The sequence below is a fragment of the Idiomarina loihiensis L2TR genome (assembly GCF_000008465.1).
Lineage (GTDB): Bacteria > Pseudomonadota > Gammaproteobacteria > Enterobacterales > Alteromonadaceae > Idiomarina > Idiomarina loihiensis.
This window is the reverse complement of sequence record NC_006512.1, coordinates 434,355-448,776: the sequence shown is the minus strand read 5'-3', so window position 1 is coordinate 448,776 and position 14,422 is coordinate 434,355. Positions and strand designations below refer to the sequence as shown.

Here is a 14,422-nt window from a genome sequence, read left to right as displayed (position 1 = left end):
TTTTAACGCAACTTCAAGGTTGCGAGTCCTATCAGCACAAAAATGAGTGACAATATCCAGAAACGCACTATTACCCGCGGTTCTGGCCATCCTTTTAATTCGTAATGATGATGAATTGGAGCCATTCGAAAAACTCGTTTGCCTCTCAATTTGTAGGAACCCACCTGCAGCATCACCGATAAGGTTTCCATAACAAACACACCACCCATAATGAACAGCACCAGCTCCTGCCGAACCAATATCGCGATAATGCCAAGTGCAGCACCTAAGGCCAGAGAACCCACGTCGCCCATAAATACAAGGGCCGGATAAGTATTGAACCAGAGAAAGCCAAGACCTGCGCCAACAATAGCAGTGCACACCACCAACAACTCAGCGGTCAGCGGCAAATACGGAATTTGCAGATATTCTGCAAAATTCACGTTGCCGGATACGTAGGCGAAAATTCCCAAAGCCGCAGCGACCATAATGGTTGGCATAATGGCCAGGCCGTCCAGGCCGTCAGTTAAGTTAACTGCATTACTGGTACCAACAATGACGAAATAGGCCATGAGCATATAAAGCATGCCCAACTGCGGCATAACGTCTTTAAAGAATGGAACAAGAAGAGCCGTTTCAGCGCCCTGAGTACTGCTCCAGTAGAGGTAAACGGCTGCTACGCTGGCAATGACCGACTGCCAGAAATACTTCCACTTAGCAATTAAACCTTTCGGATCTTTGCGCACAACTTTGCGGTAATCATCGACAAATCCTACGATACCAAAGCCAGTAGTAACCAATAAAACAACCCAAACGTAGCGGTTATCGAGATCGGCCCACAATAGTGAAGAACCCAGAACGGCTGCCAGTATCAATACACCGCCCATAGTCGGCGTACCACTTTTTACTAAATGACTTTCCGGGCCGTCATCCCGTACCGTTTGCCCTATCTGTAAACGCTGCAAACGGCGAATTAATGTTGGTCCTAACCACAACGACAAAACCAGTGCGGTCAAAACACTGAGTATTGCCCGCAAGGTTAAGTAGGAAAACACGTTAAACGCGCTTTCAAACTGGGTTAGGTACTCCGCCAACCAAACTAACATGCGTGCTTATCCTCTACGCTGTCACTGACCGTGACAGCCTGCTGTATCGCTGCAACAACGCGCTCCATATGTGCGGAGCGTGAGCCTTTAACCAGCACTGTGACAGGTTGCTTGCCGGTCTGTTCTGTAAGTCTTTGTAAAACAGACTCAACCAGCGACTGTAAGCTACCGAAGTGTTTGCCTCCGTGGCCGTTAAAGACCTCACTGGCACTTTGGCTTAGCACGCCCAGGCTGTATAAGTTATCAATACCCGAGCCTATAGCATGCTCACCAATGTCTTCGTGGTAGGCTCGAGCATCGGCGCCCAATTCCCCCATATCGCCTAATACAAAAATGCGATAGCCCTGGTAACTTCCTAGCAAATCCAGGGCAGCTTTCGTTGAGGCAACGCTGGCGTTGTAGGTGTCATCAATAATGCGTAAGTGATCACTTACTTTAATGGTCGTTAATCGCCCCTGGGCAGGTTGAACCTGCTGCAAACCGTTAGCGATATCATTCAGTGATATACCCAATTCACTTGCCGCAGCTGCTGCAGAAAGAGCATTAAGCACGTTGTGCCGACCACTTAGTTTAAGCTCCAGCTGTTTTGTTTCTCCGCCTAAATGCAGAGTAAACGACGGGTGCCCTTCGCTGTTCAGTGTTACGTCGCTGGCGTAAACGTCGGCGCTATCGCTCAAGCCGAAAGTCTTCCACTGCATATCGCTGCAGGCGCGTTGCCAGCAGGGATAAAATTCGGAGTCGCGGGGGGTAATGGCCGTTCCCTGGCCTCCCACTCCACGGAAAATCTCAGTTTTAGCACGGGCAACCCCGTGTAAACTTCCGAAACCTTCAACGTGTGCAGCGCTCACATTGTTCAATATGGCAACATCGGGCTTGACCAAGTCAGTAGTGTAGGAAATTTCCCCCGGATGGTTCGCGCCCAATTCAACCACTGCGTATTTGTGTTCTTCCTGCAGGCGCAATAATGTAAGCGGCACACCAATATCGTTATTAAAGTTACCCTGCGTGGCCAATACCGGATGACGAATAGATAAGATGGCAGCCAGCATTTCTTTTACTGTGGTTTTACCGTTGCTGCCGGTGACAGCCACGGTTTTCGGCGCTACCTTCGCCTTAATAGCCGCACCTAAGCGCCCCAGCGCATGACGGCTGTTCTCGACAATAATCTGGCGGCACTCGCTATCCACTTTCTTTTCGCAAATAATTGCCGCGGCGCCTTTAGCTATAGCCTGTTCGACAAAGTCGTGGGCATCAAAATTCTTGCCTTTTAAGGCTATAAATAACGCGTCGGTTAAATCCGCTCTAGTGTCCGTGGACACCGCATCAATTGTACAATCAGAGCCAATCAGGCGGCCTTCCACCTGCTCCGCAATCCATTTCAGTGATACTGAGATCATGCGCAGTCTCCTTGCAGCCATTCACTGACTACCGCTCGTTCGTTATAGTCAATGCGTTGAGTACCAATAACCTGATAGTCTTCGTGTCCTTTACCGGCGAGTAATACAACGTCATCTTTTCCGGCTTCCTGCATTGCACGTATCACCGCCTCGCGGCGACCCGGCCAAACCTTAACCTGAGTTTTATCCGCAATGCCGGTCAAAATATCTTCAATAATTTGTTCCGCGGGTTCTGTCCGCGGGTTGTCATCGGTAACCACAACAACATCAGCGTAATCTGCCGCGACTTTACCCATTTGCGGACGCTTGCCACGGTCACGGTCACCGCCGCAGCCAAACACACACCACAAACGGCCCTTGCAATGCAGGCGCAGCGCACTCAATACCTGATGCAGAGCGTCCGGTGTATGCGCGTAGTCAACCACCACCAGCGGCGACTGATTATTATGGAAGGCTTCCATCCGCCCGGGAACGGGCTGCAACCTGCCACAGGCTTTGCCGATATCCGCAAGTGGCTTATTCAGTTTCAGCAGTACGGCAACCGCGCAGAGTAAGTTATAAACGTTGAAACGGCCCAACAATGGAGTTTCAACGACGCAGGATTCACCCTGCCAATTTAAACTGAACACCGAGCCCTGCTCATGGAACTGAACACCAGTCGCCTGCAGGCATGGTTCGTTGGGGCTGGCATTAAGACTTACCCACAAATCGGCTAAATCATCCTGCTGCCAATGGCTTAACGTGTCGTCGTCGGCGTTAACCACTCGGTTTTGCACGCCAAAGTCAGCAAATAAACGTTGTTTTGCGGCCACGTAATTTTCCATGGTGCCGTGATAGTCGAGATGATCCCGACTAATATTGGTTATGGCGGCCGCCGCAAAGTGTAAAGCCTCGACACGGCGCTGTATCAGTGCGTGTGAAGACACCTCCATAGCAACCAGTTCTGCGCCTTCAGCTAATAGCGTAGCCAGACGTTGTTGGACGGTAACGGCATCTGGTGTGGTATGACGCTCAGGTAATAAGCGACCAATAAGTCCACTTCCGGTTGTACCAATAACAGCCGCTTCCATACCCAGGGCTTTTGCCAACTGGGCCATAATGTGAGTAACCGACGTTTTACCATTGGTTCCGGTCACACCAACCAGGTTCATTTTCTCTGATGGATGGCCGAAAAAATTACCGGCGATGCGGGAGAGATGCTCACGAACGCCACTAAAACCGATAACGACCACGCCCCGGCGCTGTTCAACAGCCATTCCCGGAGCTTCAGCAATAATTGCTGCTGCACCAGCATCAATAGCTGCATCAATATAAGCGCGGCCATCGGTTTCATAGCCCGGAATAGCGACAAAAACATCGCCATTGGCTACTTGCCGACTATCGAGTTTTATACCACTAACGGTAACATCCGGAACGGAAAACGACGTCGGCAGCATAGTTAACAACTCTGCAAGCTTCATCATTTATCCCCCCCAAAGCCAGCGGCGTGCACCTGTGTATCATCCAGGTTGTCCGGCGGTATATTCAGTAGCCGCATAGTTTGCGATACAATTTTTGAGAACACCGGAGCAGCGGCTGTACCGCCATAATAGTCATCAGTGCCGGGTTCGTTTATTGTCACCACCACAACCACTTTCGGATCGCTAACCGGAGCTATCCCCGCAAACAACGCGACGTATTCATCACCGTACCCACCTGTTGCTTTGGTTTTACGCGTAGTCCCTGTTTTTCCTGCAATACGATATCCGGGCACTTGTGCTGCCTTGGCTGTTCCATCGCGAACCACCTCTTCCAGCATATGCATAACGGCTCGGGTGTTATCCGGATTGAAAACTTGCTCTGCAGGTAAAGGCGATTCCTGCCTGAAAATCGTCAGCGGCCTTTTTTTCCCGCCATTAGCGATAATGTTATAAGCGTTAGCCAGTTGCAGTGTCGTTGCCGACAAACCGTACCCATAAGCCAATGTCGCAGTTTCAAAATCCGACCAGCGGCGTCTGCCACTCAGCAAACCAATGCTCTCTCCTAGCAAAGCAACCCCAGTGTCACTGCCTAAGCCTGCGTCGGCGTAGGTTTGCAATAAAGAGTCAACGCCAAGATCCAAAGCTATTTTAGTTACACCCACGTTAGATGAATGCTCAAGCACCTCGCTCAATGTCAATTCGCCATAGTCACGAGGGTCACTCACCCGGCGTCCACCGATTCTTAACCAACCGGGGCTCGTATCAATAGTATCGCCGGCTTTATGCCGACCTTTTTCTAACGCACTAAGAACCACAAGAGGTTTCATCGTTGAACCTGGTTCGTAGCTGTCGGTAATCGCCCGGTTCCGCATTCTGAAAGACTGCAAGTCCGTACGATTGTTAGGGTTATAGGACGGGCTATTGACCATAGCCAGCACTTCACCTGTCTCGACATCCAGCACTACTGCCGAGCCTGAAGTTGCCTGATTGTAGCGCACGGCTTTTTTCAGCTCGGTATAAGCAGTTGCCTGAATACGTTGGTCGATACTCAGTGTCAGCTGTTTTGGTTGTTGTGCATCTGTCTGGCTAATTTCTTCAACAACCCGCCCTTGTGCGTCCTTGCGGTAAACTCGCTTACCCGGTTTGCCGGTTAAATGTTCGTCATACAACAGCTCCAGACCTTCCTGTCCGACGCCATCTATATCAGTTAAACCAATTAAGTGCGCACTGATTTCTCCGGTAGGGTAATAACGACGAGATTCGGTTTTTAAGTACACGCCAGGAATTTTCAGTTGCTTCACATAGTCGGCTTCAGATGGCGTCACTTTCCGTTGCAGATAAACAAAACGTTTTGATGGATCATCCACTTTACTGACCAGCTCTTTGCGATTCATACGGAAGGTTTCCGCCAAAGCCTGCCAGCGCATTTCATCCGCTAACGCATCTTTGTCAGCAATTCGTTTGGGATCGGCCCACACAGTTTCTACGGGGACGCTAACCGCCAGTTCACGCCCGTTACGATCAACAATAGTCCCCCGCTGAACCGCTACACTGGAGGCTCGTAAACTGCGCATATCACCTTGCAGCGAGAAGGCATCGGGGCTTATTACCTGAATATAGGCTGCGCGTGCAATTAACGCAGAAAACACACCGAACAGTAAGAATACTGCGGTGTAAAAGCGCCAACGCGTACCGGCTGGTTCTGTGTGTTTCTTGCGACGAGTTACTGCCATGAAACCAACACCTCCTGCTCTGGCTCAACGTCCCGCATGCCAAGTTGTTCCTGCGCAATACGTTCAACCCGGCTGTGTTCAGTCAGGGCGTTTTGCTCAACCACAAGGTGCCGCCACTCCCGATCCAGAGTGTCCCGGTGCGACAATAAATCATCACGTTCGCCAGTTAACTGCCGATTCAAATGAGCGGTATAGACAATACTTAGCGCATTACCGATAACCACCACACTGAGAAGCAAAATCCATTTGTGCTGCAATAAATCCTGTAGCAACATTTTCATTAGACTGGGATAACGCTGCTTAGTCATTGCGAACCCTCCTTGCTATGCGCAGCACAGAGCTGCGTGAACGAGGATTGAGCTGCACTTCAGCTTTACCCGGCTTAATAGCTTTGCCGACTTTCTCCAGCGCTTTATCTTTATTGCGCTCAGCTTCAGTTACCGGCAAGCCCGGAGGTAACTGCTTTCCTTCGCTGTGCTTACGAATAAAGCGCTTTACTAAACGATCTTCCAGACTATGGAAACTAATAACCACCAGTCGGCCGTCTTCTTTCAGACCCGACAGAGAAGCTTCCAGCGCCTGCTCTATTTGCTCCAGTTCGCGGTTAATGTGAATGCGAATGGCCTGGAAGGTCCGCGTTGCCGGGTGCTTATGCTTTTCTTTTACCGGACTGACGCGGGCAATCATTTCCGCAAGCTGCTTCGTGCGGGTAAAGGGCTTTTTCTCGCGATCCATGACTATGGCGCTGGCGATACGTCGAGCAAAGCGTTCCTCGCCATACTCTTTAAGAACCCAGCTGATGTCATCTTTTTCTGCACGATTAAGCCATTCGGCGGCGGTTTCGCCACTGGTGGTGTTCATCCGCATATCTAAAGGGCCGTCTCGCATAAAGCTAAAGCCGCGCTCGGCGTCATCTAATTGTGGGGAAGATACGCCAAGGTCAAATAGAATTCCGGTCACTTGCCGGTTCAACTGCAGATCGTCAAGCACCTGTTGCAGGTTTGAGAAAGGGGTGTGGATAATTTGAAAACGAGGGTCATCAGCAAATGCAGCCGCCGCAGCAATAGCTTCGGGGTCCTGATCCAGTGCAATAACGCGGGCATCGTCACCTAACTGGTTAAGCAGCGCACGCGTGTGTCCGCCGCGACCAAATGTGGCGTCGATGTATGTGCCTTGCGGATCAGTCGCTAATGCTTCTATCGACTCTTCCAGTAGCACCGAAACGTGTTGCGGTGACGTTGTAATCATTATAATGAAAAGTCTTCTAGTCGTTCGTTGAGAGTAAAGTCACCTTCGCGTTCAACATCCATGTCCTGCGCCACTTGTTCGTGCCAGGCGTCTTCATTCCAAACTTCAAATTTATTCAGCTGCCCGACAAGCATCAGTTTTTTCTCTAAACCGGCGTGTTGTCTCAACGGAGCTGACAGGAGCAAACGACCATTTTTATCCATTTCACAGTCGTCGGCGTGGCCTAAAAGAAGTCGCTGTAAGCGACGTTCTGCAGGGTTCATACTGGATAACCGAGTCAGCTTTTGTTCAATGATTTGCCACTCGGGAAGCGGGTACAGCAACAGGCACGGTTGCTTAATATCAATCGTGCAGACCATTTTGCCTTCACAGTCTAATGACAACGCATGGCGATATTTAGCCGGTATGGCTAACCGCCCTTTGCTATCCAGACTTAATGTTGTTGCACCTCGGAACATGATCCCACCTGATCATTGCGATCCACTATTATCCACAAATCCCCACAATGTTACAGTCTAGGTGTCTCTCTTTCCCACTGTCAAGAAAAAACCTCTCTATTTGTCAGGCCTTGACGGTAAATTTACATTAAGCGGTTGATGCAACGCGTAAAATTATTTTTCCGTTAGAGCTCGTATAATTTTTGTGCGATACTCATTTCAGTTTTGGTGAGCAACGGTAATTAATGAAACGCTACTTATTCGTTATTTTTGTCAGCTTCTGCATCTTGGTGACGGGCGTTATCTGGTTTGCTGAGAATCAGCACTCGCAGGTAGTAGAGTCACGCAAACGAGTAGCTACTGAGCGCTTAGGTAAGCTCCGCGCCGCGCTGGAAGGCCAGATCAATTCCTCGTTAGTCACGGCTCGTGCGCTACAGGCCGAAATTAAGCTCTCACCCGACATTTCTCCTGAGCGTTACCGGCTGCTAATGCAGGAGCTTATTGATGGCGATGTTCCGGTACGTCACGTAGCGTTAGCACCTAATTTGATAATTGAGTTTGTATACCCGTTGGCTCCTAATAAAGCCGCACTGGGTTTTGATTACCGCACCTCACCGGCGCAGTTCGAAAGCGTTCAGGAGGCCATTCAGAAAAAGCAAATTGTTATCGATGGCCCGGTCAACTTAATACAAGGAGGCTGGGCGTTAATTGCCAGAGCTCCGGTTTTTATCAATGACAATAAGCTGTGGGGCATGATTGCCGTGGTCATTGATATAGGAGACTTAATTGCCAGCAGCGGCCTGGACTCCGTCGACGACTACCTTTTCGCGTTAAAGAAAGAAAACGGCAATGGCGACCACCTGTTTGACTTCGGCGATGCGTCGCTCTGGCAGCAAGATTACGTCGCCATTGAAGTGGCGGTTTCAACCGGGAAGTGGATACTGGCTCTGGCTCCAAAAAATGCAGTTTGGGCCCATCGCGGCAGCATTTATTGGATCATTATTGTGGCCGGACTGCTGTTGTCCTTTTTAATGACCGCCTTTATGTACAATTTGGTGACGGCGCAAAGCCGACTGCGCTCGGCGCTTGTTACTATTGACCACCAGGCGCATTTTGATTCGATTACTGATTTACCGAATCGTCGGGCTTTTGTCGACTACCTTGATCAACTTACCCAGAAAGGCAGGGAACAACACTTTGCCATTCTATTCATCGACCTTGACCACTTTAAAGAAGTTAACGATAACCTTGGTCACGATGCTGGCGACGAATTGTTAGTTTCAGTTTCTGACCGTTTACGAAACCAACTAAGGGGTTCCGACTTCATTGCCCGTATTGGTGGTGATGAATTTGTTGTCGTTATTAACCGTTTTACGTCGCATCAAATAATTAATGACCTTGCCAGCCAAATTAACCGGCAGTTAAGTGAACCTTTCAACTTACGCCAGAACCAAATTCAAACCACCTGCAGCATAGGTATTGCGCTTTACCCTGATGACGGCATCAAAGCCTCTGAACTATTAAAAAATGCCGATCTTGCCATGTACGCAGCAAAAACGGCGGGGCGACGCACTCATTACTTTTTTAACGACGAATTAAGAGAGCAAACTGAACGCCAAAACGCCATTCATAAACGTATGCGTGAAGGCCTTAAGCGGCATGAGTTTTATTTGGTTTATCAACCCATCATCGACTTCAGCACCGGTAAAATCAGTAAATGCGAAGCGCTCTTGCGCTGGCAGGATGAAGACGGAAACATGATTTCGCCGGCTGAATTCATTCCGGTTGCTGAACGTACCGGGCTTATTCATGAACTAGGGCAGTTTGTTCTGGAGCAAGCTTGCGTTGACTGGGCTGTCGTACACAAGTCTGGTTACCCCATTGAGGTCTCAATTAATCGCTCCGAACGTGAACTTAATGATATGGAGTCGGCCAAACGATGGCTGTCCTGCATCAGTCAGCATGGAATACCTAATACCAGCATAACCTTTGAAATTACCGAGTCACTGTTAATGAGCAATAAACAGCGGCAATTACAAATTTTACATTATTTGCGGTCTCAGGGAGTGCAGTTAGCAATCGACGATTTCGGTACCGGCTATTCCAGTATTAATTACCTGCAACGGTATCCTGTCGATTATATAAAAATAGATCGTAGTTTTTTAAGTCAGGCACCTCAAAATAAGGTGCAGGTAGCACTGCTGGATGCGTTGTTACAGGTAGCCAGAGCTTTGGATATTAACGTTATTGCCGAGGGCGTTGAAACCCGGCAACAGTGGGAATTACTGCAGCGACAGAGATGCGATTTTGCACAGGGCTATTTTATTAGTGAGCCATTGCCGCTTAATGAATTATTGAAGTTTCTAAAAGACTGGCAGTTTTAAAACCCTAAAAAGGTGGAGAGCCGGCCGATAAGCCGGGTTCTGTCGTGGACAATCATTCATCTAGTGATCAGGTTGCCCTGACCCTCAAGCAGTCTACCCGGGTTCAACGCGGGCCGCGCCAAAGAACCCCTATTTGACCTTGCTCCGGGTGGAGTTTACCGTGCCACAAACTGTTACCAGTTGCGCGGTGCGCTCTTACCGCACCCTTTCACCCTTACCTGTGCTGCAAGCAGCCATCGGCGGTTTACTCTCTGCTGCACTAGTCGTCGGCTTACACCGCCCAGGCGTTACCTGGCACCCTGCCCTATGGAGCCCGGACTTTCCTCCCCCTGTAAACAGGCGGCGATTGTCTGGCCAGCTCTCCGCGGGGGATTCTACGCTGCAGCAGGCATTAACTCAATCTTTGTTTCACTCATTATTTTTATTCTCAAGCGCCCACTGGTAGAGTTCATTTTTCCGTTCATCGTGAATTTTTGCGGTCATAGCTGCCGCCTTTTTTAACGGCAACTCTTCTAGTAGCAGCAGTAACGTGCGCTTAGCCGCTTCTCCCGGACCGTCACGAACATCGGCTTCTGACTGTGCCGGTGCTATTAGCAAAACCATTTCACCGCGCTGTTGGTTTGTATCGTCGGTTAAAGCCTGCAACAATTCAGCCGCAGTGCCATTTAAGTATGTCTCAAACTGCTTAGTCAACTCGCGCGCAAGCACTATCTGCCGGCCACTGCCTAAAACCACGTTCATATCAGTCAGCGTATGTAAAATTCGGTGAGGGCTTTCATACACCACAACAGTCCGGGTTTCGGTCTTCAGAGCCTCCAGCTTTGCACGACGTTGCTGGGGCTTTGATGGCAAAAAGCCTTCAAAAGCAAACCGGTCTGTTGGTAACCCAGCTGCAGACAGAGCAACCGTAACAGCGCAGGCACCGGGTAACGCAATAACCTTCAGCCCGCGTTCCCTGCAACGATGCACCAAAACATAACCAGGGTCATTGATGAGTGGCGTACCTGCATCACTGACTAACGCCAGCGAATCACCTTGCAGCAAACGCTCGATAACCGCATCCACACGCTGTGTCTCATTATGTTCATGCAAGGCAAATACATCATTTTGTATACCGTAATGCTGCATTAGCTTGCGTGTATGTCTAGTATCTTCCGCTGCAATGGCTGCAACTTCAGCCAAGGTTTTAACTGCTCTTTCCGTTATATCGCCTAAATTACCGATAGGTGTCGGTACAATATAAAGAATGCCCTGCTCTGCCATAATCAGTCTCTGTTTGTTTCCAACGTCAATGCCGTTTATAGTATCACCGAACAGGCACCAAAGCGGAACCTTACAGTGTTTAGAACTCATTCATTTGTACTTTTAGCTCTAATGGCATTACTGGTATTGACCCAGTGTACCTCTGCCCCTGACCGTTCGACGAAGGACCCGGCAGAGGCTGTCGATGTCGCTGATCAGGAATTAAGCTTAACAGAAGAAAAGTCAGCCGGGGACTGGTTACAGGAGGCCGATGCAGCAGCAAATGAAGTTGAGCAACACTCTGCTTTAATAAGAGCCGCTAATGCTTTTCAAAATGAGCATCAATGGCAACAGGCGGCCGCTATTCTTTCGCAATTAGCTCCGAAAAAAATTACTCATCATAGTCAGAAGTATTACCGCCTGGCAAAAGCCCGCTGGGCCGCAGAGCAGAAAGTCTGGGCAAAGGTAATAGAAGAGCTTGAAGATGTTGCCACTCAGTTTAATCAACGAGAGTTTCGTGTTCTGAGTTTGCAGTTGCTTTCACAGGCCGCTTATCAGCAACAAGACTACTGGCAGTCGCTGGTCTGGCAAGTTGATGCCCAGCGCTTTGCAGAACAGCGGAATACCGATACAGTCTGGTCCATTGCGCGCCGGATTAAACAGTCAGAGCTTCCGCAGCAGCGGCCTAACGACCTGGCCCTGGCGGGTTGGTGGCGATTGGTCGATTATCATCATCAGGCAATGACTCACCCTGATAGTCTTACATCATTCTTAAATCAGTGGCAACAAAGCTTCCCAAACCACGACGCTGCTACTCTGGTCGACATCTGGCTCGAGCCGCCGTTAAAGCCGTCAGAAAGTGAACTGGAAGCCGAGCAGGCGCCCCCAGAACCTACCCTCGCGGTGTTATTACCATTATCCGGCCGCTACAAGCAACAAGGCCAAGCTGTGCGTGACGGTGTTATCGCCCGCACCGGCGAAATGAAAAACCTAAGAGTTGTCTTTATAGACAGCGAAGCGAGCGACATTGAGTCTCAGCAAAAACAAATATCGGAACTGAGCCCCGTAGGAATTATTGGCCCACTATTGAAAGACAAGGTAGCCGCGTGGTCAGCACAACCTATTACGGGTATTCCTCAGGTTTATCTTAATCAGATTGACGATGAAGCAGCACAAAACTCATTAACCAATGTCTTTTTCGCACTAAGCCCTGAGAGCGAAGCTCAGCAAGCCGCGCAGAAAATTAACCAGCAATTTCCCAGTTCAAAAAGTGCACTGGTCATTACTGCAGATGGCTCCAGCGGCCGCAGAATGGTTGATGCCTTCACCTCCAGTTGGGAAAATGAGCAGGCTGAACAGCCCACTATCTCCTATTTTTCTGAACGCGAAGATATGAAGACTACGGTCGAGCGTTCGCTGGGGTTAACTGACAGTCAGCAGCGTATTCGCGCAGTTAAAATTGCCGCAGGGAAAATTATTGTTGATGAGCAGGAACGCAGCCGAAGAGACATTAGTGCGATTTACCTGCCGGGCAATCTACAACAGACGCGTCTGTTAAAACCCTTTATTGATGTCAGCGTTTCGCCATTTGCAGAACCTATTCCTGTTTATGCCAGCTCGGCTACCCATGAACTCAGAAATCGTTTAGGTGATTCAGATCTTAATGGCATTATTTTTTCAGACGTTCCCTGGTTAATAGAGAGCTCAGGTAAAAACATACTTTTAAGTCAATGGCTTGAGTTGCGAAATGGGTGGGGTCTGTCGCTAGCGCGCTTAACCGCCATGGGATACGACAGCGTATCCTTGATTCAACGACTTGAAATGATGAATCGCATGCCTGGATTGGTCTGGTCGGGTTTAAGTGGTGAACTGCACATTGATAACTCAGTTGTTCAACGGAAGCTTATTTGGGCTACCTTTAGTAAAGGAGAAATCACCTTAGCTAAGGAAGCAGACAATGCAGGAAGTCGTTACCGGTAAGCGCGCTGAATTACTCTCAGCCGAGTTTCTGAAGAAAAACAACCTTACAATTATTTGCAAAAATTACCGTATTGACGGTGGTGAAGTTGATATCATAGCCCGAGACGGTCATTACTGGGTGTTTTGCGAGGTGAAATTCCGGGACGATGAGAGTTTTGCGGCTGTTATTGAACAGATTCAGCCGCAGCAATGTCGCCGAATCCGGTACACCGCTCGCCACTATTTACTCAGTAATAATATCGATGAACATACTGCAGCTATACGTTTCGACGTAATTGCAATAGTAGGTCAGCCAACAAAAATCGAATGGTTTAAGGACGCATTCTGACTATGAATGACGAATTGATTAAGGCGCTTTTTACAGAAAGCATACAGACACAAATTTCAGCGGTGGAAAGCCTGACCGACGAGATGGCCACAACGGTGGAACTGTTAGTGGCTAATTTGTTGAATGGTCAGCGTGTCTTTTGCTGCGGCGACCGCACGACAGGAATCGTTGCTCAGCACTTTGCAAACCTCATGACCGAAGGCATGAAATTAGAGCGTCCTCCCTTTCCAGTACTAGCATTGGCCCTTGGCAAGCAAAAACAGCTTGCGGCACTGGGTCAAGCCGGTGATATTCTACTGGTCATAGCAGACAACCAAGAGAATGAAGAGTTAGCATCGGTTATGGAAACAGCTATTAGCCGCGATATGCTTATTATTGCTTTAACCGGCGAGGGCAACGATTCTGTTTCCGGTTTACTAGGTGCTAACGATATCGAATTAAGGGCACCCAGTTTAAATCCGGCTCGTATACTAGAAACTCAGCTGTTTATTGTCCACGGCTTGTGTGAACAAATTGAAAACACGATCTTTCCGCAGGAGCACTGAAGCGTATGACTTTATCTAGAACCTTTTTACCTGTCATTTTTATCAGTTTATTAAGTTTACAGGGCTGCGCCGCAGTTGCTGTCGGAGCAGCCGCAGTAGGAATATCTTCAGCTACTGATCCGCGGACAATTGGAACACAAGTGGATGATCAGACTATCGAATTGAAAGCTAACGCTAAACTGGGAAATGATGAACAACTTGAAGATGCCCGCGTGGTCGCTATCAGTTACGATACTAATGTTCTTTTGGTTGGCCAGGTTCCAAGCGAAGCTCTGAAAAGAAGAGCTGAAGAGACCATCAAAGACACTAACGGTATTAATAAAATTTTCAATCAACTGCGTATTGGCTCTAAAGCATCGGCAGCCGTGCGCGCCGGAGATAGCTGGATAACCAGCAAAATTAAGCTCAAGTTTGCTAATAATAAATCTATAGATGCAACTAATATCAAAGTAGTGACAGAGAACGCTGAGGTATTTTTACTAGGCCATGTAAGCCAGATTGAAGCAGATACCGCAGTAGAGGTTGCCAGAAACGTAGATGGCGTAGAGCGGGTAATTAAAGCACTAACTATTAAGCGTTAGTG

Annotated in this window: 13 protein-coding genes and 1 other RNA gene; 5 read left to right on the top strand and 9 right to left on the bottom strand. The window is 48.8% G+C overall.

Features of this window, described 5'->3' with window-relative positions:
- Positions 1-2: 2 nt before the first annotated feature.
- From mraY to mraZ, 7 genes are read right to left on the bottom strand one after another with little or no spacing between them, the layout of a single operon-like run.
- Positions 3-1,085: a phospho-N-acetylmuramoyl-pentapeptide-transferase gene (gene mraY / locus IL_RS02205; protein ID WP_011233694.1), complete on the bottom strand. Its 1,083-nt coding sequence runs from the start codon at positions 1,083-1,085 to the stop codon at positions 3-5.
- On the bottom strand, positions 1,079-2,482 hold the full coding sequence (locus tag IL_RS02200; RefSeq protein WP_011233693.1) for a UDP-N-acetylmuramoyl-tripeptide--D-alanyl-D-alanine ligase: 1,404 nt from the start codon (positions 2,480-2,482) through the stop codon (positions 1,079-1,081). The genes mraY and IL_RS02200 overlap by 7 nt, the downstream gene beginning before the upstream one ends.
- Positions 2,479-3,945 carry a UDP-N-acetylmuramoyl-L-alanyl-D-glutamate--2,6-diaminopimelate ligase gene (gene murE / locus IL_RS02195; protein WP_231378619.1) on the bottom strand — a complete coding sequence of 489 codons (1,467 nt, stop codon included), beginning with the start codon at positions 3,943-3,945 and terminating at the stop codon, positions 2,479-2,481. The genes IL_RS02200 and murE overlap by 4 nt, the downstream gene beginning before the upstream one ends.
- Positions 3,942-5,675 carry a peptidoglycan glycosyltransferase FtsI gene (locus tag IL_RS02190; protein ID WP_011233691.1) on the bottom strand — a complete coding sequence of 578 codons (1,734 nt, stop codon included), beginning with the start codon at positions 5,673-5,675 and terminating at the stop codon, positions 3,942-3,944. Before IL_RS02190 ends, murE begins: the two co-directional genes overlap by 4 nt.
- A complete protein-coding gene (gene ftsL / locus IL_RS02185; RefSeq protein WP_011233690.1) occupies positions 5,666-5,983 on the bottom strand; it encodes a cell division protein FtsL in 318 nt (105 codons plus the stop codon). The genes IL_RS02190 and ftsL overlap by 10 nt, the downstream gene beginning before the upstream one ends.
- Entirely contained in the window at positions 5,976-6,923 is a 948-nt protein-coding gene (gene rsmH, locus IL_RS02180) for a 16S rRNA (cytosine(1402)-N(4))-methyltransferase RsmH (RefSeq protein ID WP_011233689.1), read from the bottom strand. Before rsmH ends, ftsL begins: the two co-directional genes overlap by 8 nt.
- Positions 6,923-7,381, bottom strand: coding sequence for a division/cell wall cluster transcriptional repressor MraZ (gene mraZ, locus IL_RS02175; protein ID WP_011233688.1), 459 nt, complete (start codon positions 7,379-7,381; stop codon positions 6,923-6,925). Before mraZ ends, rsmH begins: the two co-directional genes overlap by 1 nt.
- A gap of 224 nt (positions 7,382-7,605) precedes the next feature.
- Between mraZ and IL_RS02170 the strand changes: the two genes are divergently transcribed.
- Entirely contained in the window at positions 7,606-9,744 is a 2,139-nt protein-coding gene (locus IL_RS02170; RefSeq protein ID WP_011233687.1) for a putative bifunctional diguanylate cyclase/phosphodiesterase, read from the top strand.
- 12 nt (positions 9,745-9,756) lie between these two features.
- On the opposite strand, the gene rnpB is transcribed toward IL_RS02170, so the two are convergent.
- Both rnpB and rsmI read right to left on the bottom strand, forming a co-directional pair.
- Positions 9,757-10,106: RNase P RNA component class A (gene rnpB, locus IL_RS13575), an RNA gene on the bottom strand.
- Positions 10,107-10,152: 46 nt separating this feature from the next.
- Positions 10,153-11,007, bottom strand: a complete 855-nt coding sequence (gene rsmI / locus IL_RS02165) for a 16S rRNA (cytidine(1402)-2'-O)-methyltransferase (protein WP_011233686.1) — start codon at positions 11,005-11,007, stop codon at positions 10,153-10,155.
- A gap of 75 nt (positions 11,008-11,082) precedes the next feature.
- Between rsmI and IL_RS02160 the strand changes: the two genes are divergently transcribed.
- Genes IL_RS02160 through dolP form a run of 4 tightly spaced genes read left to right on the top strand, consistent with a single transcriptional unit; the run spans position 11,083 to position 14,420 of the window.
- On the top strand, positions 11,083-12,966 hold the full coding sequence (locus IL_RS02160) for a penicillin-binding protein activator (protein ID WP_011233685.1): 1,884 nt from the start codon (positions 11,083-11,085) through the stop codon (positions 12,964-12,966).
- A complete protein-coding gene (locus tag IL_RS02155; RefSeq protein WP_011233684.1) occupies positions 12,944-13,294 on the top strand; it encodes a YraN family protein in 351 nt (116 codons plus the stop codon). The genes IL_RS02160 and IL_RS02155 overlap by 23 nt, the downstream gene beginning before the upstream one ends.
- Before the next feature lie 2 nt (positions 13,295-13,296).
- Complete coding sequence (locus tag IL_RS02150) at positions 13,297-13,839, top strand: SIS domain-containing protein (RefSeq protein WP_011233683.1); 543 nt, start codon at positions 13,297-13,299, stop codon at positions 13,837-13,839.
- 5 nt (positions 13,840-13,844) lie between these two features.
- Positions 13,845-14,420 carry a division/outer membrane stress-associated lipid-binding lipoprotein gene (dolP, locus tag IL_RS02145; protein ID WP_011233682.1) on the top strand — a complete coding sequence of 192 codons (576 nt, stop codon included), beginning with the start codon at positions 13,845-13,847 and terminating at the stop codon, positions 14,418-14,420.
- Positions 14,421-14,422: the final 2 nt, after the last annotated feature.